General features: G+C 39.7%; 19 protein-coding genes. 8 read left to right on the top strand and 11 right to left on the bottom strand.

Going from position 1 to position 25,215, the window contains the following annotated elements; all coding sequences use genetic code 11:
* Positions 1-38: 38 nt before the first annotated feature.
* The 8 genes from GQR54_RS12280 to GQR54_RS12245 form a co-directional block, all read right to left on the bottom strand.
* Positions 39-932 carry a DUF4097 domain-containing protein gene (locus GQR54_RS12280; RefSeq protein WP_166377933.1) on the bottom strand — a complete coding sequence of 298 codons (894 nt, stop codon included), beginning with the start codon at positions 930-932 and terminating at the stop codon, positions 39-41.
* A 207-nt stretch (positions 933-1,139) separates the two neighbouring features.
* Complete coding sequence (locus GQR54_RS12275) at positions 1,140-3,671, bottom strand: TonB-dependent receptor (RefSeq protein WP_166377931.1); 2,532 nt, start codon at positions 3,669-3,671, stop codon at positions 1,140-1,142.
* 532 nt (positions 3,672-4,203) lie between these two features.
* The gene (locus GQR54_RS12270) at positions 4,204-5,049 is read right to left on the bottom strand and encodes a DUF4198 domain-containing protein (protein ID WP_166377929.1); all 846 of its coding nucleotides are present in this window, start codon (positions 5,047-5,049) and stop codon (positions 4,204-4,206) included.
* A gap of 34 nt (positions 5,050-5,083) precedes the next feature.
* Complete coding sequence (locus GQR54_RS12265) at positions 5,084-5,593, bottom strand: DUF2271 domain-containing protein (protein ID WP_010554527.1); 510 nt, start codon at positions 5,591-5,593, stop codon at positions 5,084-5,086.
* Positions 5,593-6,225 carry a PepSY-associated TM helix domain-containing protein gene (locus GQR54_RS12260; protein WP_101163838.1) on the bottom strand — a complete coding sequence of 211 codons (633 nt, stop codon included), beginning with the start codon at positions 6,223-6,225 and terminating at the stop codon, positions 5,593-5,595. Before GQR54_RS12260 ends, GQR54_RS12265 begins: the two co-directional genes overlap by 1 nt.
* 124 nt (positions 6,226-6,349) lie before the next feature.
* Positions 6,350-6,745 (bottom strand): YbaN family protein, encoded by a 396-nt coding sequence (locus tag GQR54_RS12255; protein ID WP_007580453.1) that lies wholly within the window; start codon positions 6,743-6,745, stop codon positions 6,350-6,352.
* 127 nt (positions 6,746-6,872) lie between these two features.
* Positions 6,873-8,195, bottom strand: coding sequence for a carbohydrate porin (locus GQR54_RS12250; protein ID WP_166377927.1), 1,323 nt, complete (start codon positions 8,193-8,195; stop codon positions 6,873-6,875).
* A gap of 99 nt (positions 8,196-8,294) precedes the next feature.
* Complete coding sequence (locus GQR54_RS12245) at positions 8,295-8,777, bottom strand: MarR family transcriptional regulator (RefSeq protein WP_010554531.1); 483 nt, start codon at positions 8,775-8,777, stop codon at positions 8,295-8,297.
* Positions 8,778-9,204: 427 nt separating this feature from the next.
* Between GQR54_RS12245 and GQR54_RS12240 the strand changes: the two genes are divergently transcribed.
* From GQR54_RS12240 to GQR54_RS12230, 3 genes are read left to right on the top strand one after another with little or no spacing between them, the layout of a single operon-like run.
* Positions 9,205-10,053, top strand: a complete 849-nt coding sequence (locus GQR54_RS12240; RefSeq protein WP_166377925.1) for a D-hexose-6-phosphate mutarotase — start codon at positions 9,205-9,207, stop codon at positions 10,051-10,053.
* 36 nt (positions 10,054-10,089) lie between these two features.
* Entirely contained in the window at positions 10,090-10,623 is a 534-nt protein-coding gene (locus GQR54_RS12235; RefSeq protein ID WP_166377923.1) for a PH domain-containing protein, read from the top strand.
* The gene (locus GQR54_RS12230) at positions 10,616-12,163 is read left to right on the top strand and encodes a PH domain-containing protein (RefSeq protein WP_166377921.1); all 1,548 of its coding nucleotides are present in this window, start codon (positions 10,616-10,618) and stop codon (positions 12,161-12,163) included. The genes GQR54_RS12235 and GQR54_RS12230 overlap by 8 nt, the downstream gene beginning before the upstream one ends.
* Positions 12,164-12,616: 453 nt before the next feature.
* On the opposite strand, the gene GQR54_RS12225 is transcribed toward GQR54_RS12230, so the two are convergent.
* Positions 12,617-13,750 carry a PepSY-associated TM helix domain-containing protein gene (locus GQR54_RS12225; protein WP_166377919.1) on the bottom strand — a complete coding sequence of 378 codons (1,134 nt, stop codon included), beginning with the start codon at positions 13,748-13,750 and terminating at the stop codon, positions 12,617-12,619.
* A 290-nt stretch (positions 13,751-14,040) separates the two neighbouring features.
* Here GQR54_RS12225 and GQR54_RS12220 point away from each other — a divergent pair, with 290 nt between their 5' ends.
* The 4 genes from GQR54_RS12220 to GQR54_RS12205 all read left to right on the top strand — a co-directional run bounded on the left by GQR54_RS12220 (position 14,041) and on the right by GQR54_RS12205 (position 20,096).
* Positions 14,041-14,655: a PQ-loop repeat-containing protein gene (locus tag GQR54_RS12220; RefSeq protein WP_166377947.1), complete on the top strand. Its 615-nt coding sequence runs from the start codon at positions 14,041-14,043 to the stop codon at positions 14,653-14,655.
* 72 nt (positions 14,656-14,727) lie between these two features.
* Entirely contained in the window at positions 14,728-15,516 is a 789-nt protein-coding gene (locus GQR54_RS12215) for a PhzF family phenazine biosynthesis protein (protein ID WP_166377917.1), read from the top strand.
* A gap of 219 nt (positions 15,517-15,735) precedes the next feature.
* The gene (locus tag GQR54_RS12210) at positions 15,736-16,914 is read left to right on the top strand and encodes an efflux RND transporter periplasmic adaptor subunit (protein WP_166377915.1); all 1,179 of its coding nucleotides are present in this window, start codon (positions 15,736-15,738) and stop codon (positions 16,912-16,914) included.
* Between the two features lie 14 nt (positions 16,915-16,928).
* Positions 16,929-20,096, top strand: a complete 3,168-nt coding sequence (locus tag GQR54_RS12205; RefSeq protein WP_166377913.1) for an efflux RND transporter permease subunit — start codon at positions 16,929-16,931, stop codon at positions 20,094-20,096.
* 102 nt (positions 20,097-20,198) lie between these two features.
* Here GQR54_RS12205 and GQR54_RS12200 read toward each other — a convergent pair whose 3' ends face one another.
* Together GQR54_RS12200 and GQR54_RS12195 are read right to left on the bottom strand one after the other, a co-directional pair.
* On the bottom strand, positions 20,199-20,651 hold the full coding sequence (locus GQR54_RS12200) for a cytochrome c (protein WP_166377910.1): 453 nt from the start codon (positions 20,649-20,651) through the stop codon (positions 20,199-20,201).
* A gap of 90 nt (positions 20,652-20,741) precedes the next feature.
* A complete protein-coding gene (locus GQR54_RS12195) occupies positions 20,742-21,212 on the bottom strand; it encodes a DUF2721 domain-containing protein (RefSeq protein ID WP_165729344.1) in 471 nt (156 codons plus the stop codon).
* A gap of 229 nt (positions 21,213-21,441) precedes the next feature.
* Here GQR54_RS12195 and GQR54_RS12190 point away from each other — a divergent pair, with 229 nt between their 5' ends.
* Entirely contained in the window at positions 21,442-25,140 is a 3,699-nt protein-coding gene (locus GQR54_RS12190; RefSeq protein WP_166377908.1) for a S8 family serine peptidase, read from the top strand.
* Positions 25,141-25,215 lie beyond the last annotated feature (75 nt).

Raw genomic sequence — 25,215 nt, 5'->3', positions numbered from 1 at the left:
TCATGTGGCTGAAAATACGTTATTTTTAGCTCATACTGTTAGTCAGCTACTTTTACTGAGCCGCTAATATTATCGATACTTACATCGCCCGAGCCTGACTCAGTAATAGTCAGCCCCTTTGCATGGTTAACGCGAATATCACCCGAACCGTCTTCAATTGTTACGTTTGAAGCAATATGCTCAATAAGCATGTCGCCAGAGTTATCATCAACATTAACTGCACCGCTTATATGGCTTATTACTATATCACCCGATCCATCTTCAACGTTTAGCGAACCGTTTATGTTGCTCACGTGCATTTCGCCAGACCCATCTTCAATAGTTGCATTGCCGCTTACGTTGTTTATATGAATACTGCCAGAGCCGTCGGTTAATTCTAAATTACCTGCGATGTTTTCAAAGTTTACTTCACCTGAGCCATCGTCAACAGTTAGGTTTTTAGCACCGCTTATAGTTAAATCTCCTGAGCCGTCTTTTACATCAATATTGCTTTGCATAGCATTTATAAAAATGTCGCCAGAGCCATTATCAATATCTAAATTTAGATTACTTGGCACAGTAACCACTAAATTAATACTTGGAGATTGGCCACTGTAAAAGCTAATACCATTACGGCTTTTATTTTGGGCAACAAGCTTTGCCTGTTTACCGTCTTGCTCGAGCGTTAGCTCGTATTCGTCTTCAATGTCGGCTGTGTAAATAGTGGCATCAACACTAATGCTGGTGGCCGTTTTTGAGCCTTTTATTTCAAGGCTACCTGCGCCGCTTAACACATTTAAATATTCAAGATTATTGCTTGGCAGTGATAGCTGTTGAGTTTGCTTTACTGAGGCAACGCTTGGCGATATGTGAAATACACAGCCACTTAATAATAAAATTCCGCCAATAAGTGAAAGTGGTTTTGCAATGTTTAATTGTGTTGATGAGCTCATGTTTAGTCCTTTGTATTTTTGTTTGTACTTTTTATATAAGAATAATAGAGCAAAAATGAGGCCGAAATGTAAGCTGTTGTTTTATATAGGGTGGTGGTTTTTTATGAAAGTTGAAATACTAATAAGTGGTTAAAATAACTAATTATTAATATAAAAGGATGCGCGATGCATCCTTTTATAATTGCTCTGCTTTTATTAGGGAACTAATTAAAAGCTGTAAGTAATATTACCGTATAAAAAACGCCCGTCTAATCCGTAAGGCGCATACGGTGTGTACGGGAATATTTGGCCAAAGTCAGAGTAACCAATGTTATCCACGGTGGCTTGTGGGTACTGATCGAACAAGTTGTTTGCACCAACGGCAAATTTCCAATATTCGTCTGGACGGTATGCCACTTCTAAGTCGGTGATCCATTTAGGGTCTAGGTATTCATCGCGATCAGCTGTAGTTGATATATCAGCGACTTCACCATAACGTGTGGCACGAAGCGTTGTTTGCCATTCGTTAAAGTTCCACACTGCTGATAGGTTCCATTTGCTATCTGGCGTGCCTTCCTCAAAGCGACCTACTTCACGACGCGCAAACACTACGTAGTCGTCACCTAGTGAGTTAAGCTGTGCTGGGTTGTCGTTTACGTGTGTTACTTCGGTATCGTTAAAGTTAGCTGCTACGTTTAAACGTAAATCACCTAAGTTGTCTAAATCTAGGTTATAAGTGGCAACTATATCTACACCTTGCGTGCGTGAGTCGATAGCGTTGGTAAAGTAACGTACGCTTTCGGTGTTTAGCTCACCGGCATTTTGTAGTATTTCAACTACTGCATCGCCTTCTAAATTTTCAGACAATACAATACGGTCATCAATATCAATACGGTACGCATCAATGGTTAAGCTAAAGCTGCCTTGAGTGTAAATAAAGCCTGCTGTAACGTTTACTGACTCTTCAGCATCTAATGGCTGAGCACCTAGTGCTTGTGCTGCTGCAGAATCGGTTGGGAATAGACCAACTTCAAATGGTTGGTTGTTTTCAAGTACGGTTGATATTTGGCGGTACGAGCTTTGCGCTAAAGATGGCGCACGGAAACCTGTGCTAATTGCACCACGCAGCGATAGGTTTTCAGTAATGCTGTAACGCGAAGCAAGCTTAGAAGTAAATGTGTCACCAAAGTCGCTGTAATCTTCATAACGACCCGCTAAAACGACGTTCCATTTTTCTGTTAAGTAGGTATCAAACTCAACAAATAAAGCGATGTTATGACGGCTTTCGTCAGTCGCACTTTCTGGTCCAAAACCAGCAAGTACTTGCGCGCCACCGGCTGCAATTGGGTTACCATCGCTATCAAGTGCGGTGATGTAAGATGCTTCTTCGCCTTCTTCTATTTTGTAGCTTTCGTGGCGATATTCAGTACCTACGGTAAAAAATACGTCATCAGGTAAGCCTAAATCGAGAGTGGTATTGGCTGTTGCGTTTACTAAAAACTGATCGTAAACCAATGCACCGTTGTCAAATTCGGTTGGGCTGTCGGCACCTAGTGATGTGTTAATACTATTTACAACACCGAAAAAAAAGTCGTTGCGGCCGTAGTTGGTACTTACATCCCATGTCCAGTCGTTAGTTTCGCCTTGTAAGCCCAGTGCAAATGAGTAGTCTTGTACGTCGGTTTCAATCTGCGGCAAAAAGCCATCTGGGTACACTTCTAAAACGTTACGGCTGTCTTTTGCTCGGCGGTAAAAACCACCTGAATTACCTTCACGCTTTGAGTAGCTACCAAATGAATAAAGGTTTAAGCCGTTATCTAAATCGTAACCCATGTTGTAAAACAACGCGTAATCTTCAAGGTCTGCTTTACCAAAGCGGTGGTTGTAACGATCGACAGTAAATTCACGTGGGTCTAGGCTGCCATCATCAAGGCGGCTGTATTGTTCGCGTGGGTCAAAGCCTGAGCGTTGAGTTGAGTCGTTATCACGGTACTCAATAGATACGTTTACAAAGCCGTTATCAGATAACGCAAAACCAGAGTTTGCGCTAACAGTGCGTGTTGCACCGTCGTTTACTTCTCTGTCGCCACCGGTATTAAAGGCTAAGTCGCCGTTTGCATCTGCATAGGTGCTTTCTAGTTGAGATACACCAGCCATTTGAGTATCGTATTTACCGTACGTTACGCTTACGCTACCGCCTTCTGAGGCATCTTTAAGTACAATGTTAATTACCCCAGCAATTGCATCAGAACCGTACTGTGCGGCTGCGCCATCACGTAGTACTTCAACACGCTTAATTGCAGAGGTTGGAATCATGTTCAAATCAACAGCTGTAGAGCCTCGGCCAACAACACCTGCTAAGTTTAATAGCGCACCAGCGTGGCGGCGCTTACCATTAATAAGTACTAATGTGTGATCGGGTGCTAATCCACGTAAAACAGCTGGTTTTGCATGGTCAGTACCATCACCCATAGTGGCACTTGGGTAGTTAAAGCTAGGTACTTGGTTTGCTAGTATTTGGCTTATTTCTAGCTGACCCGTACTTTGCATATCACCGCTGGTAATAATGTCTACGGGTACCGTACTTTCGGCAATACTGCGTAAGCTTCTGCGAGTACCGGTAACCGAAATTACTTCGATATTCTTTTCTGCTTGATTATCTTGCTCTGCGGCAACGGCCATAGAGTAAGGTGTGCTAAGTGCAGTAGTAACGGCCAAGCTAAGTGCTAGTTTATTTGCAGATAAACGCTTAAAAGTCATTAATTGTTCCCCAAGAGCTGCTAGTCGAAAAGGAGCGCATCATATAGAAGCGACTACCCTAGTGCAAAGATAAAAACTATCTAAGATATTCTAAGTTGTTAACACGTGAAGCTGGGGCGTGTTGCCTTGGTGATTGAATTTGCAGCAGTATGTTTGGCTTTTAGGCAAGGCAGAGCCTATGTAGTGTGGTTACTCCCCATAAATAGGCGATAACGCAGCATAAATGCCAAACATGCGCTGCCCTTTGGATTCTTTCTAGGAACGATTAACTCTTTGTTACTCAGTTTTTACTTAGCCCACTAGGTTACAAACCTCGCGCCGCGATTAAATCGCTCCTAAATTGAACAAATTTCAATCCACAAAGGCCAACACGCCCCAGTGTCTACGCGCGATATAGGCGTTTGGATCGTTGTAGTTGCAATCTTGTGTCGAATGGTTGCGAATTCAAGGGAATTTTAGATAAAAGTTAGTAAGACGTAAAAAGGCCAAGCAAATGCTTGGCCTTTCAATTTTTTAAATTTAGTGATTTAAATTATTCAGGGGCAACTTCAAGCGTTGTAAATAATGCATAACGTCCTGCATCTACGCCTTCTTCATTTACGGTAACCTTGTTAGAGGTTTCGATTAGGTATAGGCCTGGTTCTTTCCACGTAATTGTAAACATACCTTCTTTATCGGTCGTTACTTTTACTTCGCCACGGTCGTTACGGTAGCGTGTGTCGCCTTTTAAAATACTTACTTCAATGCCTTCACCAGCAGATTTACCATCTTGTAAAAGCTGAAACTTAGCGCTTTCACCTACAAATAAATCGTTTGGATGCGTTGGGCCACTAAGCTCTAAGCCTAAGCCTAACTGTGCAGGCTTTGAGGTGCCATTTCGGCTTACAAATGTATCTACCGTTGAAACAACCTTCGTTGTAGTTACATCTTTTGCATTGCTAGGTAACTTAGCGTCTGTTTTTTTACCAAATACGCGCTTGCGCTTACCTTCTTCGTTTTTATAGAAGGTCATGTACATTGGCTTTTGGGTCATTGCAATGTGGTAAGTGCCTTGCTCTGTTAAGTTTACCGCAGCTGAGCTTTTACGTTTTAAGTAATAAGCACGGATCGTTTCAGATACTGGCTCACCATTAGGCGCAAGTGCCATTAATAACGTATCGTCGTACTCGGCGCCTTTTTCTTTAGGTTTAAAGGCTTTGTCTGGTGCAAAAATTTCGTTTGAAATGCTTGCGTCAATCATTACGTAATGCGCTTTATCGCCTGATAAAGATGTATGCGAAGGTAGTAACCAACGTCCGTGTGCACTCGCTGAAGTTGACACTAAAGCAGATAAGCTCAATGCGCCGATTAATGTAGTTTTTAATAAATTAATTTTCATTGTATTTCCTTAAATTTAAATGATTAAGTAGCAGCTACTTAGTGCTTACAGTGACGAAACTTTGTGAAAACTCGTTTTTACCATCAATTGTAATTTTTCCCGACTTTGTTAAATCAAGCTCAACACGGGTGTAGTCTCTGCCGCCTTCTTCGCGTACAACTTCAATATTAAGTAAGTATTTACCTGGTTTTACTGGGTTACCGTCTAAATCATTACCTTGCCAATTTATAGTGTAAGTACCCGCGCGCTTTGTTGCGCCGCTAATGCCGTCAAAGTTGGCATCGCTTTTACCGGCTTTACGCCACCATTGGCGTAAGTCTTTAAACCATTCTGCTTTTTGTACCCAAAGTGCAAGCGTTGTAACGTGTTTGCGCTCTGGTGTTTCAAGCCAAACTGCAACGTATGGGCGGTGATACGGTTGTACTTCTAAGTCTGGAAGCGTTAATTCAACCTCTAGCTGTGGTGTTTGTGCATGCGCTGTTGTTTGAAAAAACGCAGCTACAAGCAGTAATGCGGCGCTTATAAATAATTTAAATTTAACCATTAAGACACTCCTTTTATTTGTGGAACCCAACATAAATAAATAACCAGTGGAGTTGCGACTCCTAGTAAGGTTATCCATATTCCTGCTAAGCGTTTTTTTCTATTTTGAAACAAAATAATCATGCCGGTGATGGCAAATAAAATCATTAGTACGGCAGATATATCAATCACCCAACTCCATACTTCACCACTGTGGCGGCCTTTATGTAAGTCGCCAATAAGGCTTAAAAAGCCTCCTGTTTGGTAATCTAGGTTTAACTCGCCGGTTGTAAAGTCGAGCTCTGCGTAGGCAAATCCTGCAGGCAGTGGGTAGTCGAGCATTACTAGCGCGTCTTCTTTTTCCCACTCAATGCTTTTTACTTTTGTAAGTGCATATTGCTCAGCTAAGTAAGCTTCTATTTCTGGGTAAAGCGTTGGCAGCGTATTTAGCTGTTCATTTGCTTTAGTAACTAGCTCTACTGGAATTGTTGCAGTTACTTGACCGTTATTTTTATCATTTTTAAGCCAATCAACGTGATTAAGCACAATGCCGCTAACGCAAAATAAAATAAGCAAAAAAAACAAAGCTGTAGAAATATAAATATGTAGAGCTCGGCTTGTACTATACAAAGCCCGCTTATTAATAAACGACATAAAAACAGTAAATAAATTAAATTTACAACATGATAATGATTTGCATTAGCTATTACAAATTTACTTACTTATCTTTACATAAAAACTTTAAAACAAAGGTGGTATGCAGGTAAAAAATGAATATTTAATGCTTAGGAGGGCTGGAGGGTCTTAAAATAAGGTAAATCATTACCGATACTTCTATTACTGCAACGAGATAAATAACCCAAATAGGGGCGGCTGAGTACAGTAAAAATATAAATCCAATTAACATGCCAATGGCGGCGTAGCATTTGGCTTTAACAGGCACTACTTTATGAGCTTGCCACTGCTGCAGAGTTACACCGTAACGAGGGTGGTTTAACAGCCATTGTTCAAGCGCGGGTGATGAGCGAGTAAAGCAGGTGAGCGCTAAAATAAAAAATATAGTGGTAGGCATGACCGGTAACACAATGCCAATAATACCCAAGGCTACAAGTATTAAGCCAAGCGCTTTAAACCATAAGTTTTTATAACAAATAAACACTGCTTTTATATTCACTTAGGCTCTTTTTAGGCGTGTTATGGTATCTCTAATTGTAGGCTAAATAGCTATTAATTCGAAGCTTAAAATCAATAAAAAAGGGCAAACTAAGTTTGCCCTTTTAAAAATAAATGCGGTTAACAGTTTAGAAGTAGTAACCAATATTTATGTTGAAGCGACGTTCTGTATCGCCATCACCAATAATTGTTCCGCCAATAAATGGCTGGTTACGTGCTTGAATAAAGTCGAAGTAACTAAAGAAACCACCTGCAGCAACACTCATACCTGTTACGTTCATCCATGTATCTGCGCTGTCGTCAGACTTGTCATAAATAATGCCGTAATCGTTGTAAAATTGAATGTCGGTAACTGGGCCCCAATCAAGCGAGTAATTATAAGCAACGTTAAAGTTAGTCATAGTTGCTTCGCTAGATACAGTATCGTAATAATTATATGCGCCAACAACAAAGCGGTCGTTACTGTCGTCTAGGTCGTAGTCGTATTCACCGTGTTGAAATTGGATATTCCAGTTGTTAATTGTGCTATCAACATGAAGTGCCCATGCACCGTAGTTACCTGCACGGTCGTTACCGTCATGTAAGCCACCACTTAATAGTGATACACCCACATCGGTAGTTACGTTTTTGCTGTGCTCAATTTGATACGTCGCACGCCCGGCAAACGTATTGTATTCACCAATATTGTTACCTTCAGTAATCCCAGCTTCAGAATCATAAGTACCACTTCCAACTATATCGTAAGAGTAACGCTTGCTTTTATCGGAACCACCGTCTACTCCACCTAGCTCATCATTTTTGAAAAAGCCTAGGTCTAGCTTCCAGTTATCTTTAAGTTTACGTTTTACTACTACACCTAAATCAAAGTCGTCTTCTAGGCCTACGTAATAGTTAGTACTGAAAAAGTAGCTGTGTGAGTTATATGGGCCATTACCAAAAGGCACGGGTGCAATACCTGCTTGTCCTTCCCAGCCATCTGCAAACTCGTAACCTAAGTAAGCATATTTAACAACGGTCATATAATCGTAAAAACGTACTTCACCGTTCAGTGAAATATCGTTAATTTCACCAGATACATTTATACGGAAAATATCAAAATCAAAATCGCCACCGCGATCTTGGGTATCTTCATCGTATGTGTTGGTGCTGTAATTAAAGCGTATTGCTCCACCAACTTTAATGCCTTCATCTTTTTTCTCAGGTTCAGCTGCGGCAACTTCAACTACTTTTTGATCAGATTTTTTACTGATGTTTGCAACTTGTTGTTCGTGCTGCTTATTAATTTGCTGTTGTTTTGTTTTTTCATCAGCTAACTTATTTTCAAGCAATTGCATTTGTTGCTTTAGCTGTTTAAGTTGGCTTTGTAGTGTGTCTAGATCATCAGACGCATAAGAAGTGCTTGTAACACCACCTAGGACTAGTGCTAGTGTTAATTTTGAGAGTTTAGTCATAATAGCCGCTCTGCTTGTGATTAAAAAATAAAAAATTCAAGACGTCAGAAAACGCCTTACGTTTAGAGTAAGTACAAAACTATGTGTTTTTTTTATTGTTTATTCTTTAGGAGCTTGAGTAAGTGCACCAACTTCTAGAAGGGGCGATGCATCTAATTTATCTGCATCCATCATCGCGGCTACACGCTGCATTGATGAGAGTAAAAGGCTCTGTTCCCACTCAGCAAGCGCAGAAAACTTTTCAATAAAGTGTTCTTGCAATGGCTGAGGTGCTTTATCAAGTAACTCTTTTCCTTTCTCGGTGAGGTATAAGCTCACTCTGCGTTTATCCATTTGACTGCGTACGCGTGTTACTAAGTTTCTGCTTTCTATTCTGTCGAGAATATTGGTGACCGTTGCTGGGCTTAAATTTACGTTTTGAGCAATACGGCTCGCCGTTATTCCATCGGTTTTTTTAACTTCTTGCATTATAAGCAATTGTGGGCCAGTTAAACCCGAAGTTTTATTTAGCTGCTTAGAATGTAAGTCAATCGCGCGGATCACTTTACGTAAAGAAACCAATAACTCGTCATATTTTTGCATTTGCTTATCTCATCGATGGGGCGGTAGTTTGCCGTAATCGCGAAATGTTACACATCAAATAAATTGAATTCAAACAATATATTGCACATTAGGCCGCTTTTGTTGGTTTTTAATAGTTAGAGCAGTAACTAATGTAAAATTATATTGTTTAAATTATAGTAAATTTTCTTAGCATCTTGTATGCATTAAGTTGCGCACAGTACGTATGTTGTGAATAATTGGCAAGTCTTATTGTATAGACTTTAGTATTATTCATTTACAGCTGTTATTACAAAGTAATTGTTTGTGAGTTTACTGTGTATGTATTAATCGGCAATGAACAAATTCAGCAATCAATATTTAATATCAATAGCGTATACTTTAAGCATGCATTATTGTTTCTGCACAAATATTAAAAATCTTTAGTATCAGTATTATAGGGGAAGGTATGAAATTATCGCCATCAGTTAGCATTGAGCAAAGCGAATCCGGTCTTGAGTTTATTAAAATAGCTAGCTCAAAGTGCGACGCAAAAATATTTTTGCAAGGTGGGCAAATTACCGAGTTTATCCCTAAAAATAATAAGCCACTTATTTGGGTTTCACAAGACGAAACTTATCAAGAAGGGGCAAGTATTCGAGGTGGTATTCCTATTTGTTGGCCGTGGTTTGGTACACACGCTAATGATGGCTGGCCTGCCCATGGTTTTGCTCGCACAAGCGTTTGGCAAGCTGATGAAGTACACGAATCTGATGAGCAAATTACAGTTAGTTTAAAGCTACCCATGAAGCTTGTTAATACAACGTATTGGCCACATCAGTCAGCATTAAAAGTTGAGTTTGTATTAAGCGATAAATTACAGGTTCGCTTAACTACCACTAACTTAGGAAGTGTGCCATTTAGCTTTACTCAAGCGCTGCATACCTATTTTCCTACATCAGACATTACAAATACCCATGTAGATGGTTTGCAAGGCGCGCAATATATTGAGTTTAGTGAAGGACCATTTGTACAAAATGATGTTGTAAGCTTTAATCGCGAAACCGATATGGTTTATACACAAGCAAATACAATGCAAACTATTAATACACCAGAAGGTGTTATTAATGTGAGCCGCGAAAACTCAAGTTCGTGTGTACTGTGGAACCCATGGATAGAAAAATCAAAACGCTTATCTAACTTTGCTGATGATGAATATAAAACAATGCTCTGCTTAGAGGCTGCTAATGTACTGACAGATAAAGTAACGCTTGAGCCAAAACAAAGTCACACCTTAATAACCACCATTAGTTGGTAAGCTAGCCATAATTAAAAGCAGGAATAGGGACAAATAGTGTTTAACAATCAACAAATAATGGATTTACCAAAGCATAGTGATATTAGCTTTAAGCCATTGGCTGATAGAGCCTTATTACATACACAGCTTAGCTCGCTTCTGTTTTATATACCGCTAATTGGAGCGCTTATTGCTGTTTGTTATTTTAATGAAGCCTTTGCTAATAATGCGCAAACGTATTTGCTAATTGGTATGCCTATTTTGGTTGCCGTATCTATGGCGTACAACATGATAAGTGTGAGGTTACGAGGTTTTGCAGTGCGAAATCATGACATTGCTTTTAAAAAAGGCGTTATTTGGCAACAAGTGACGGTATTACCTTTAGCGCGTGTACAGCATATGGAAATACACCAAGGGCCAATAGAGCGAAAACTTAGCCTTGCGAGTATTAAATTATTTAGCGCTGGCGGTGTAAGTGCCGATTTACAAATTAGTGGGCTAACCCATGATGATTGTAAAAATATGCGCCAATTTGTACAAAACTACCGCCAAGACGACGCAACTACTCAGGCAGCTTTAGTCGATGAGTAATACAACTATCGAAGATAAAGCGAGCCCTATTTACTGGCAGAAAGTATCGCCCTGGGCACTTTTATACTTTGTTGTGCACTTTAGTGTGCGCTTTGTAAAAGATGGCCTTTTAAACTTACTGCCTATGCTTGTCGTGTTTGTTACTCAAGTAGAAAATAAGTTGTTTTGGGCGCAGGTTGCAGGTGGGATTGCGCTAATTTCGTTGCTTATTTACTCATTTTTATATTATTTAAATTTTAAGTTTTGTATTAGTAGCGACAACGAAATATTGCTTAACAAAGGTGTATTTAAAAAAGAGCGACTTACGCTTAAATTTGGCCGTGTGCAAAACGTTAATATTGCCGAGCCGTTTTATTTTACCCCCGTAAACTTAGTTAATTGTATTTTTGATGCTGCTGGCAGTGTGTCACAAGAAGTTGTTTTACCTGGCGTCACTAAAGATTACGCACAGCAAATGCGTAAACAAATATTTGATTTTAAAGCGCAGCAACAAGAAGAAGCACAAAATACTGAACAAAGCGAAACAGACATTATCGAAAACAGCCTAAGCATTAGCAATAAAGAAATAGCTAAATTTGGTTTAATGTCGAATATGGCTATTTTAGCAATCGCTGCTTTGGCCCCTTTTATAAACTTGATTATCGATTTTTTAGAGAAGCAAATTATTGCGAAAGTAGAAGGCTTTTACCAACAAGAGCTTGGTATGCTGGCAAGTGCTGCTACCTTTGCAATGATCACCTTAATTATTTTGTTAGTTTTGGTGGCTGTGATGCTATCGGTGGCTATGTCGCTTATTCGTTTTTATAACTTTGAGCTTTATTTTAAAGGTCAAAAGTTTAAACGTATTGCTGGCTTGTTAGAGCGCCATCAGCTTTCGATGAGCATGGATAAAGTACAGTCTATTGTTATTAAGCAAAACCTAATGGGGCGATTACTAAAGCGATTTACCGTTGAGTGCTTGCAAGCAAGTAGCGGCGGAATAGCAGCCGGTGTTGCGGCTAAAAAAAATAAACAAACTTTAGTATTACCTGTATTAAATAGCGAACAAGTTGATAGTGTATGCCAATGGATTTACCCGTGGTTTAATAGTAAAAAACTCGCTTTTAAGCGCGCAGAGCGAGCGCTTTTGTATAAAAATCTAGGCTTTTATTCATTGTTACCCAGTGCATTAGTGTTTGGCTTTTGTTTTATTGCTGATATTAATACTTTGATAAGCCTTGGTGTTTTGGTGGTGTTTTCTGGCTTGGTAACTTTGTCGTATCAGCGTTATGGTTATTACATGCATGAGGATAATGGTCGATTTTACATGGTTGTACGCAAAGGTATGATTGGCGTTCATTACCGTGTTTTTGAGCTTTATAAAGCGCAAAGTGCGCGCAGTATAAGTACGTACTTAATGAGGAAATCAGGCTTAAAAAGCCTGTATATACAACTTGCTTCAGGGTTTGCATTTATGCCCTACATAAAGCAGCAAGATGCTGACTTTATAATTGATTTTACAATTAAGCAGATTGAGTCAGATACTCGCAGCTGGATGTAATACCTCCTCATTAAAAATAACGCCACCAGAGGTTGAAGATGTCATAGTAAAGCTAAATGGTAGACGAGTAAAAACTTACAGAGTAAGACATCAGCCAAATCAATGGCTGAGTATATGCAAACTTATTTACGTTAGGCGGATTAAGCATTAAAGAAAGTATGCGATGGCTTTATTACAAGCAACATCAACTCGACGACACCGTATAAGCACAAATTTACGACATAAAATACTAGGTGAGTTTAGCTTTGGGTGGGGTCTGCAGGTGTTGTAAATGACTTAACGTTTAACAGGGGACTGTCGTGATTAGAAGGTGGCAGTTTTGAAGATAGAATACGAGCTTGGCAAAGCTTTTATTGTTTACTTTACAATTATTAAATTAATGATGATTTAAGCTAAGTTACTTCTCCACCTGTAAGGACGGTAACTTAGCCTAAAACCCTGATTGCTCTATAATCAATCGCTTACAGTGCAATGTCTACTTAAACGATTTTTTTGTGATTGTTTTTTACGTTTTCGGCGAGTAAACCATAAGTAAAAACCAGTACCTGCTAGCCACACTGGGCTTAAACCAATTACGCACCACAGTATTTTACTTATTAGCCCTGCAAAGTAGCCAAAATGAAGCTTTCTAAAGCTATCAATTACCTGCCAGCCAACGCCTACTTCGCGAATATCCCAGTTAGCTATGTGCTCGCCTGTTAGCTTGTTATAGCTAACCGTATTGGCATACTCACTAGCAAGTGGGTTGGCGGTATCGACTTCGCCGAACAAGGTAATGTTTTCGTCAGGCTCGAGTGGCATAACTAAAAACGTGCCGTTAAAAGTGGGTATTTGTTTTTTGCTGTCATCAAGTATGTGTTGAAACGAAATATCGCTACTGTGTAGGTTTTTGGTTAGTACAAAGTGCTCTTCCTCTGCGTGTTCAATAACTTCGTGATACCACACCGCCCAGTTAAAGTAGCCACCTGTGATAGCTAAAAGAATAATGATGGGAGATCCTATAACCCCCGTCATTTTATGAATGTCGCTAAGTACAATTTGCAGTGTTGAACGCCAGCGCACACTAAATAGACGCTGCCAAAATTTACGATAAATAATAAGCCCAGTAATACCTAATACCAATAAAAACAGGGCAAAAAAGAAGCCTAGTACAGTGCCTGTTTGCCCTGGCAGGTTTTTAAAGTCGTTCAGTAAAAAAGTGTAATGTAGTTCTAAAAACCAATCGGTAAAATAATGGCTGGTACCAACAGGTTCAGACAAAATGTCACCCGTATACTGGTTTAAATGAAACTTATACCATTGCTCTGTGCCGCGTTTGACTAAGTAAACCCGATCAGCTGTATCATCGTTAAAAATCTCCCAACTACCTACTACATATTCAGGGTAAGCATGCTCTGTTTTGGCAATTAACGTGTCGATTGGCATGCGCTCTGGCAGTGCATTTACAACAAAGTGGCTGCTTGGCATAAGTAAGCCATCTATTTCACTTTTAAAAACTAATACGCTCCCTGTAATACTAATAACAATCAATGGAATGATAGCTATTAGAGCGATCCAACTGTGAATTTTAAAAAGAGTTTTTCTCATAGGTAGTTTTATATACAGCAGTTAATGACTTGCGCATGATAACAACTATCATTTTTATTTAACAGTTTGGCGGTGAGGCTTTCTATTAAACCGGTAAACCGTGAACTTAATTCTACGGTTTTTGTATACCTAGCTTGCCAGTACCTAAAACAAGAATGTCTTATTTAGTTGAGTTAAATTTACGCGGCTCTACAATGCCGCGCTCATAGTAAAAGCCTTTTAAAACAAATGTTTATTAAATGTTTTTATTTTCGTTTTTAATTAACATTTATGTAACGAGCGAGGTTGCTTTGCCGTATTATTTGCCTATATTGTCTTCATTTATTTTGGTTTTTAGTTTTTTACCATTACTAAACAAAATTCGAAAAAATCGTAGTGTCTCAGGTTTATCACTATTGATGATGACGTTTGGGTTAGCACAAAGCCTTTATTTTATAACCTACAATATTTATTTTGAGCGTTTTTATATTGCGTTACCATTTATTGTAACCGGTGCGTTAAGCGGACTTATTTTGTATTTTTTTGCACGTTATAACGCAGCTAAACGAGAACGGGTACAGTTGTTTACTATGCTAGGTTTTTCGTTACTGCCTTTTTCACTACTTTTGAATTCAAGCCTCGATACTGCAACGGTATTAAGCGCTTTAACGTATGTTGGCCTTGTGATGAGTTCGGTACGTGTTATGCCACAAACTTATAAAACATTGCGTACGGGTAATGTAAGTAATTTAAGCGCGCGCTACTTTAGCTTGCAGTTTATTGCTGGTATTTGCGGCTTAGTTGTTGAGCTTACAACAGCGGCTCCAAGCACGGCGCACTTACTTATGTTTATTATGCTGTTGCTTACCAATGCTGTGCAATTTGGTTGTATGCAATATTATAGAATGCGGCCTGTAATGGCTTAAAGCCAAAATAAAAGTGCTAATTTAGTTTAGGTATGGCAGTTTTAAGCTATTAATCATTACAAAGTTTAAACAATGCAATTAGCTATTCATCAAATTGATGCGTTTACGAATGAGTTATTCAAAGGTAACTATGCGGCAGTGATCCCACTAGAATCGTGGTTAAGTGACGATTTAATGCTAAAGATTGGCGCTGAGAATAACGTATCTGAAACTGCTTTTACCTGCCTGCAAGACGATGGAAGTTTTGTTATTCGCTGGTTTTCGCCCTTAATGGAAATCGACTTTTGTGGTCACGCCACACTTGCGGCTGCCTATGTTTTATGTGAAGAGCATAATATATCGCAAATTCGCTTTATTGCTGATGCGGTGGGCGAGCTAATCGTTAATAAAAACGCTGATGGCAGCTTTGCAATGACCTTTCCAAAACAAGCACCGGTTGAAGTGCAAAATGTGCCTCAGCAACTGCTTGATGGCCTGTCTATACAACCGAGTAAAGTGCTTAAAAATCGCCAAGCCTACTTTGTTATTTATGAAAACGCCGATCAAATACTTGAATTAAAAACTAGCTCAGAGCTTTTAAAAACGCTTTATCCACTTGATGTAGTGGCCACTGCTGCAAGTGCTGAATATGATTTTATATCTCGTTATTTTTGGCCTGCAAGCGGTGGCGACGAAGATTATGCAACAGGCTCTATTCATACTGGCTTGGCACCTTACTGGGCGCAGCAATTGGGTAAAACTACGTTAAGCGCTTATCAGGCTTCAAGCAGAGGCGGGTATTTACTATGTGAAGTGGGTGATACAACCGTCACCTTAACGGGGCATGCTGTAAGGTATTTAAAAGGCACTATTTATATTTAATTAGGAACTTTATATTTGACAAGGAACAAGGTTTAATTATTCATTTCAAAATCATACCAACGGCTTGTTTTTTATTATTATACTAGTCGTTTTCTTAAGCTACTTCCTTTATTTTATCTATTAATATACGCATTTGTAACAGTTGCTTACAAATGTCACCTTAATGTTTCATATGGCTCTGGTATTATGACGTTAATAGAATTTTGGGGATAATAGGATATGCAAACAAATTCACTTAGATGGGTTTTTCCATTTGTAGCACTAGTTGTTGGTGTTGTTGGCTTTATGGGAATAAATGCCATTGCACAAGAGCCAGAAAAAAAAGAAGTTATTGATACTCGTCCAACAGTGCAAGTTGAGCCAGTGGCTGCAAACGATCATCAAGTTATTATTAATAGCTACGGTGAAGTAAAGCCTCTTGAAAGTACACAGCTTTCGGCGCAGGTGTCGGGTGAAGTGTTAAGTTGGCATCCTAATTTTGTAGCCGGCGGCATCGTTGCTCGCGGTGAAACGTTATTCACTATCGAAAAAGACAACTACGAAGCAGCAGTACTTGTTGCAGAGGCAGAAATTGCTCGTGCACAAGCAGGCTTAATTGAAGAGCAGGCCCAAGCTCAAGTAGCCGCAGATGAAGCAAAGCGTTTTCCAAGTAAAGCGCGTACCGACTTATTTTTACGTAAGCCTCAAGTGTTAAGTGCGCAGGCATCTGTAAAGTCGGCGCAAGCTGCATTAAAACGTGCACAACGTGACTTAGATAATTGTGAAGTAACAGCCCCTTACGATGCATTGGTTATTAGCCGAAATGTAGGTGTTGGCCAATATGTCACTATGGGTTCGCAAGTTGCTGAACTAAATAATATTGAAACTGCTGAAGTGATTATTCCTATCGCAGGATTCGACAGCGTTTTTTTACCAGAGCGTATTAAAGGTATTACTGCAACGATTATTCAAAAAGGACTAAACAGCTTTACCCGTGAAGGCGTGATTGACCGCGACCTAGGGATTGTTGATAACGCTACGCGTATGAGTAGTTTAGTGGTGCGTATTGAAGACCCATACGGCTTAAAAACAAAACAGCCTATCATCAAGTTTGGTAGTTACGTACAGGTAAATTTTGCAGGAGCAATGCTTAATAACATTTACCGTTTACCGCAAGCTTTAGTAAATAACCAAACTGTGTGGGTAGTGAACGAGAACCAAGAGCTAGAGCCACGCAAAGTAACTGTTATTCGTGAAGAAGGTGAGTATTTTTACATTAGTGATGGTTTGCAAGCAGATGATAAGTTGGTGATTACTTTGCCAGAATATCCGCAAAAAGGCATGGCTGTAAAAATTGCGGGCCTTCAAAATACTAAAAATACAGAGGCACTTGAAAATGCTTCCACTGAAAAATTATAAAGGTAGGCTGAGTTATGAGTAACACTGAACTACCAAATACAGCGCCTAACGCTGAAAAACAAACCGGTATTATTGCTTACTTCGCTAATAACTCCGTTGCTGCCAACCTAATGATGATTTTTATTGTGGTGATGGGAATTATTAGCTTTCTAAATATCCAACGCCAAATGTTTCCTAATGTAGAGATTAACTACATTAATATTGAGGCTAATTACCCCGGTGCCTCTCCTCAGGAAATAGAAGAAAGCATACTTATAAAAATTGAAGAGTCGCTAAAAGATGTGACCGAAATTAAAAAAGGTGTGTACAGAGCATTTAGAAATGGCGGTAGAGCAAGTCTTGAAATTAATACTGATGTAGAGCTGACCGATATACTCGATAAAGTTAAATTACGGGTTGATGGTATAGCAACGTTCCCAGCCGGTATGGAACCGGTCACCATAAGTCAAGTTGAGTTTAGGCAAGATGTTATAGGTATGACGCTCGTTGCTGACTTACCGCTAACTGAGCTTAAGCCTATAGCAAACCAAATAGAAGATGAGTTACTACAGCTATCTAACGTGTCGTTAGTGGTAAACGATGTTCCTCTTGATGAAATAGCAATTGAAATCGAACCCGATACGCTGCGTCAATATAACCTAACCCTTAGTGATGTAATGAATGCAGTGCGTCGTTACTCAGCTAACTTTTCGGCGGGGCAGCTAAAAACAGACGCAGGTGTTATTTCTGTTCGCGTCGAAAATCAGTTTTACTCTGGTGAAGAATTTAGGAAAATACCGGTAAAAATAGGGGCTAATGGCGCTAAAGTGTTACTGCAAGATATTGCCGTGATTAAAGATCAGTTCACTGAAGGTGAGCGTTACTTTAAATTCAATGGTGAAAATGCAGTTTATATATCGGTAAAAGCGACCGAAGAGCAAAGTATTATCCCAGTTGCTGATTCAGTAAAAGCATTTATAGAATTAAAAAATAAAGAGCTACCGCTGGGGGTTCGTTTAGAGCCATTAATGGATATGACGTACTACTTAAATGCTCGCTTAGACATGATGGTTACAAACCTTATTCAGGGTGCTGTTTTGGTTGCAATTATGCTGTCAATCTTTTTACGCTTTAAGTTGGCATTATGGGTAATGATTGGCTTACCAGTGTGCTTTTTGGGCGCAATGATGATGATGCCACTGTTTGGTGTAACCATTAATATTTTATCACTTTTTGCTTTTATTATGGTGCTAGGGATTGTGGTGGACGACGCCATTGTCATAGGCGAAAGTGCCTACACCGAAATAGAGAAAAAAGGCGGCGGTGTTGTTAATGTGGTTAATGGCGCAAAACGCGTAGCAACCCCCGCAACTTTTGGTGTACTAACTACCATTGCAGTATTTGCTCCATTTACGTTATCTACAGGTCCAGAAAGTGCCTTCTTTTATGGTATAGCTGTGGTGGTAATGCTGTGTTTGGTATTTAGTTTGATTGAATCAAAGTTGATATTGCCTGCCCATATTGCCCACACTCATTTTTCACCAATAAAAGAGGGGGGCTGGCGAGATCGGTTTAATACGCGATTTTTTGGTTTTGTAAATGGCCCATATAAGCGCTTTGTTGTACGTTGTGTTGAATGGCGTTGGTCAGTATTATTTTCATTTATCGCCCTATTGATCGTAACCTTTGCTTTGATCTCATCAAATCAAGTTCGTACTGGGTTTATGCCAAAAATCCCGCATGACTACCCACAAATAAATCTAGAAATGAATGACAATGTATCAGACATACAAACAATAAATGCTATTCGCGAAATAGAGGCGATGGTGATTGCGATTGATGAAGATACCGAGCGCAAATATGGTCAAAAGCTCATAAGAGATATTTTAGTCTATAACCAAGGGCGCACCGAAGCCCAAGTGCTTGTACCTCTTGTTGATGAAAGTGTACGGCCTTATAACGCATTTGAATTATCACGCCGTTGGCGCGAAGCCATGCCTGATATTGCCGGTGTTAAATCATTAACCATTTATGATGATGTAAATGGAGGGGGAAGTGACGGCGAATTTGGTTATTTATTATATGGCTCAGATATTGATACATTGAATGATGCTGGTCGTCGCTTTATAGAATTGCTGCAACAGCAAGAAGGTTTGTTTGATATTAGCTCAACAATAGACCCTGCAAGTAAAGAAGTGCAAATGAGCCTAAAACCGGTCGCTTACGACTTAGGTTTAGACTTAGCTTCTATTGCAAATCAAGTGGGTGCTAGTTTTTATGGTGGTGAGGCTCAACGTGTTATTCGCCGAGGCGAGGAAGTACGTGTAATGGTGCGTTACCCTAAACTGACTCGAGAGGCATTTTCGTCACTTAAGCATGCGGTTGTTACTACCCCGCAGGGCCGTGAAGTACTGCTTGGTGATGTAGTTGAACTTACTGAAACACCAGGTATTAGTTATATCCGCCGTGAAGGGGGCTATCGTACTGTGTATGTTTATGGAAACATAGATGAAGAAGTGATCGAGCCAAACGAAGTTGTAGATCAAATTAAAGAAGAGCTACTACCACAACTTAAAGAAGAATATCCAAGTGTTAAGTCAGAACTTGGTGGCGCCATTGAAGAGCAACAAGATCAGGCTAATCAGCAGAAGATGTTTTTCTTCGGCGGTATGATTTTGGTGTATATTTTATTAGCCGTACCCCTCAAGAGTTATGCGCAACCACTTATTGTTATGTCGGTGATTCCATTTAGCTTAACGGGAGCAATATGGGGGCATTACTGGTTTGGTTTGGATATAACTTTAATGTCTGGCTTTGGTATTATTGCAGCAGCAGGGGTGGTTATAAACGACTCACTCGTTATGACCGATTATGTGAATCAAGCCCGTAAAACAGGTGTTAGTATTAAAAATGCTGTAATAGATGCCGGTTGTGCTCGATTCAGACCTATATTACTTACTTCAATTACTACATTTGCAGGTGTATTGCCCATTATGTTTGAAACAAGCCTGCAGGCTAAGTTTGTAATACCTATGGCGGTAGCGCTTGGTTTTGCAGTGATGTTTGCAACATTAATAACACTTATATTAGTGCCATGCTTGTACATTATATTAAGTGATATTGGTAAGGTGTTTACACGCATTTTGGGTGGGATTAGGACTGTATTTAAACGTCGCCCGCAGAAGGTTTCGCTCAATAAATAACATACGGGCCTAAATGCCGGGTACAAAAAAGCACTGAATGATTAACCGTTCAGTGCTTTTTATCATTTGTTGTTACTACATCAAGTATTAAAACAACAATAATTAATCTTTAAATTGCTTATGGCAATCTTTACAGCCTTTAGCCCATGCACCAAAAGCTTTACCAATTACGGCCTTATCGCCTGATTGAGCCGCTACTGCTAACTCATCTGCGTATTGTTGAAATGCAGTTGCTTTTTTCATAAAAGTATCGTTTTCAGACCAAACAGCAGCAAGTGCAGCTGTTTCGCCTTTATCTGTCCCTTCGTAAAACGCTTCCCATGGCATTTTTGAAAGTGCAGCAGCGTTGTTAGCACGCATTTTAAATTGCTCTGCGTCAAAAGGTACTTTACCTTTTAGCATTGCGCCCATGTCACCAATTTGCACTGAAATCATTGAAAACGCAGCTTGGCGGTATTCAATCGCGTCACTTGGTTCTTTAAATGCAGAATTTGCCGATACGCTAAGTGCACATGTAGCTAATGCTATACCTGCTAATATTTTTTTAAATTTCATAGTTTGCCCCTGTTGAGTATTATTCCTAATTTAATATCTTGTATGTAACGTCATTTTTATTCAAGCGAATACGATGGATTTAATGAAAAGTTAATCATTAATGCCTATATCGGCAAATATCATGCCTCGTCGCATGCTGCGGGTTGCTAAAAACACTTCACCTAATAACGAAATAAATGCACAAATGAGTAACGCCATGGCAGCTACAAAACAACAAGCAATGGTCACGCTTAAGTTAATTGATTGAATGTGCGACAAGAATAAAAACATGACCACAGCACATACAAGTAAGGCACTTAATACACTTAAACTAAAAGCAATATGTATAAAACGCGATCTTTTTAATAAAGCGCGCAGTTCTGTTGCTAGCGACTTATTAAAATCGTCATCTGTATTTACTTTTAATCTTCGCTCCAATAAGCGCGCTCTGTCGGTAATTCGTGCTAAGCGATTCGATAAAACACCTAAAGTTGCTGCTATACCTGTGATTAAAAATACGGGAGCAACGGCCGTTTGAATTACTTTTGCCATAGTTAAAATGTTAATTACTTCGCTATTCATATTTTTCTCAAAAGGGTTAATGTGTTTACACTCATTTACAAAGCAAAAATAAATAATACCTATTAAAAATCAATTACTTACAATCTTACGTAACCTTTTCATACATAAGTTGTAATTTGTTTGTAATCAAGGTGTTGCTCAGGATGGGTGTAAAGTTTTATATTCTAAATACAGACCAATTACGATTGGTAATAAGTACAATAATATAAAACTCACCTCAGGGGAAATAATGTCAAATATAATAATGAGAAAAACAGCTATATCGACTGCTATTGGTTTAGCTATGATGTCATACGGTGTAGCTGCAGCACCTGATTTTTCTAAAGGGTATGCACCTGAAACTTCAAGTGTTAAAACTTACTCTCAAGATAAAACAATATCTAGAAAAGCGCGTTATATTATTCAACTTGAAGATGAACCATTAGCGACTTACAGAGGTGGTATTGTAGGGCTAGAAGCAACTTCAGCAGTTATAACTGGAGATAGTAAAGTTAAGCTATCTTCTGCACCCGCTTTAAAATACAGCAGCTACCTAAAAGCAAAGCAAAAAAGCGTAGCGCAAGTTGCAGCGTCTGTAAGTGGTGGTTCAGTATCTCATTCGTTTAGTACGCTATTTAACGGTATTGTTGTTGAAGGTGAGGAAGGTCAGCGTGGAGCGCTTGCTAAGCTTTCAGGCGTTAAAAAAGTATTTTTAGATACTGAATATCATACCTTAATGGATGCATCTATCGATGTGATCAAAGGTGTAGAAGCATGGCAGGCTTTAGGCGGCCAATCTGAAGCAGGTAAGGGCGTTAAAGTTGCTATTATTGACTCTGGTATTCGTCCAGAAAACCCCATGTTTTCAGATGTTGGTTTTGCAGCAGCAGAGTTTAGTGAAGAAGAAGCTGCTTACATTGCTGAAAACCCAGATTTCTGTCGTGTAGACGGCGGCGAAGCTGATTTTTGTAATAACAAATTAATTGTAGCGCGTGCTTTTGGCCCAACCCCTAGTGATGTGCACCCAGATGAATACATTGGATCTCCTTTAGGTTATGACGGCCACGGTACTCACGTAGCTGGTACTGCAGTTGGTAATCCTATTGAAATTACGTATCAAGATAACAACGTGTCTATCTCAGGTGTAGCTCCTGCTGCGCAGTTAATGGCTTATAAAGCGCTTTGGCATACAGCTGATGGTCGTGGTAGCGGTACAACTGTTGCACTAATGTCTGCATTAGAAGCAGCCATTAATGATGGTGCTGATGTTATTAATAACTCTTGGGGCGGCGGCGCAGGTGGTAACCCTTCTACTAGTGCCTATAGCGATTTATTCACAGCTGCGGAAGAGGCAGGTGTGGTAGTTGTTACTGCCGCTGGTAATGACGGTAATGGTGCCCAGACAATTGGTTGTCCAAGTTGTATCGAATCGGGTCTAACTGTAGCTAATACACAAACTGGTCGTTTTTTCTCACAGTCGATTGAGGTTGCCGGTGAGACCTTCATGAGTATTGAAGGTAGTAATGGTTTATTAACAGACCCTACTTCATTACCTATTATTTCTGCGCAAGTGATTGCTCCAGATAACTTTGAAGGGTGTGAAGAGTTTGCTGAAGACGTATCATTTGCTGACTCTGTAGCATTAATCTCTCGTGGTAGCTGTGCATTTTCAGCCAAAGCTGCAAATGCTGAAAAAGCAGGAGCTAAAGCTGTTATTATCCACAATAATACCCCTGGCGGAGCTATGGGTATGGCTATGGATGATGCGACTATTCCAGCATCATCAATTAGCCAAGAAGATGGGTTAGGTTTAGTTGAGTTATTAACTGAGGCTGAAGAGTCTGTCATTGCATTATTAGATCCAAGTGTTAAGCGCACAATTCAAGAGAAATTTACAGATGCAGTGAACTCCTCAAGCTCTCGTGGTCCTAACGGCGAACCTAGCTTCTTAAAACCTGATATTGCAGCTCCTGGTACAGATATTTTATCAGCATATTCTCCTGATGAAGGCGATGGTATTACTTTTAATGCGATTACTGGTACAAGTATGGCAAGCCCACATGTAGCTGGTGCTGCTGCGCTTATGAAACAGGCACACCCTGAATGGAATGCAATTCAAATTAAAACAGCTTTAATGAGCTCGTCAAAAATGGATGGCTTACATAAAGAAGACCTAGTAACGAAAGCTGATGCATTTGATGTGGGCGCGGGACGTTTAGATATGCCTAGTGCGTTAGATGCATCCCTTACATTTGGTCATGGTTCATATGCTGATCCAAGTTGTTTAAGTGTATGTAGCTTTACTAATACAGTTGAGAACATGACTGACGTGGCAGGAGAGTGGACGGCTAAGATAGTAACAGATATGGAAGGTGCTGAAATTACAGTGACTCCAAGTACTATTATGCTTGAAGCAAATGGTTCTGTTTCTACAAGTACTGACAGTGCAGGAATAAAAGCTAACGTAGCTGAATTTAACTTAGATATTGATTCTACATTTAATAGTGTGAAAGGTTGGAACTTTGGCCATGTAGTATGGACTCACACTGAAACAGGACAAGTTGCGCATTTACCATTTGCTATTTACGATAATGAAGCCACAAATAGTAGCGTATTTAGCGCAACAGTTGATGCAGACTCACTAAATTCTTCTACGCCAGCAAAGATTGGTGTGCAATTTAATAATACTTTGTTTACTGATGAGTTATCAGTAAATGTGAAGCTTGATGAAAATGCTGAACTCCTCAAAGGTGCTCCGCCTGTAGTTGAAGTAACAAATGGCGCTGGTGCAGTAACTTTAAGTGAAGACAACAAGGAGCTAACTTGGACAGGTACACTTGGTCCAAAAGAGTTTGGCATTAACAGCAGTGACCTCTTAGGCACGCTCTCTCTTGCAGACGAAGGTTTTGACCCACAATCTTGCCCTGATGGATGTGATGAGATAACGATTACCGTAGAAGCAGATTTTATTTTTGATGGTAAAGAGTACTCAGCATTTACAATCTCAGATAACGGCTTTATTGCTGTTGGCGCTGATGTAAATACATCTGGATCTTTTGCCCCTCAAGCTATGCCTAATGCAAGTGCACCAAGCGGTGTAATTGCTCCATTATGGGCTGATTTTGATTTGGCGGGTGGAACTGGTGGCGGCGATATATATGTAGCTAAATTTGAAAGTGGCTATGTTGTTGTTGAATGGCATGACGTTGAACTTTATGGAAGCACTTCTGGTGATAAGTACACTTTCCAAGTTATTTTAAAAGAAGGTACTGATGAAGTTCGCATAAACTACATTGATGTTCCAACTTTACCTTCACCTTACTCTGCAGGTGTCGAGTCTGCAGATGGTAATGTAGGTGCAATGATAGATACAGTTCCAACAGGAGCAGGTATTGGTAGTGGTTATCTAGTTGATCAGATTAAAGGCGGAACTGTTGATATTCAGTATCAAGCTTTTGCAAAAGATCGTAGCCATTACACTACTGCAGACTCAGTGGAAGTTGACGAAGAGCAAACAATTAATATTAACGTATTAGCTAACGATATGGCTGAATCTCGCTTTGTATTCGACGCGGTCGCTTCATCGGCAACAGAAAATGCGGAGTTCTCCGCGCATAAAGGTGTGAGAGTTAAGGGTAGTCTTGTAGCATCGACTGTTGAGGTTGTATCTGCACCTGCAAATGGTTCAACAACAGTTAAGGAAGATGGCACTATTGATTATACACCAAATACCCAGTTTTCTGGCGAAGATAGCTTTACATATACAGTACGTGAAGCGTCAGGTACCACCGCTGAAGAGACAACAGTATCAATAGTTGTTAATGATACAATTGCTGACCCTCAGCCAGTTACGCCAGAGCCTGAGAGCAATGGATCGTCTGGTTCACTTGCATGGTTAACGTTACTAGTAGCGCCGTTTGCATTTATGCGTCGTCGTAAACAAAAGTAATTTTATAACTTAATAGTTATATAAGGGAGTCTCGGCTCCCTTTTTACATTGCTTCACAAACTAAACAACTACAAA

The organism is Pseudoalteromonas sp. Z9A4, assembly GCF_011378845.1.
In the GTDB taxonomy this organism is placed as follows: domain Bacteria; phylum Pseudomonadota; class Gammaproteobacteria; order Enterobacterales; family Alteromonadaceae; genus Pseudoalteromonas; species Pseudoalteromonas arctica.
Note: the sequence above shows the minus strand (reverse complement) of the source record. Positions and strands in the feature narration are given on the sequence as shown.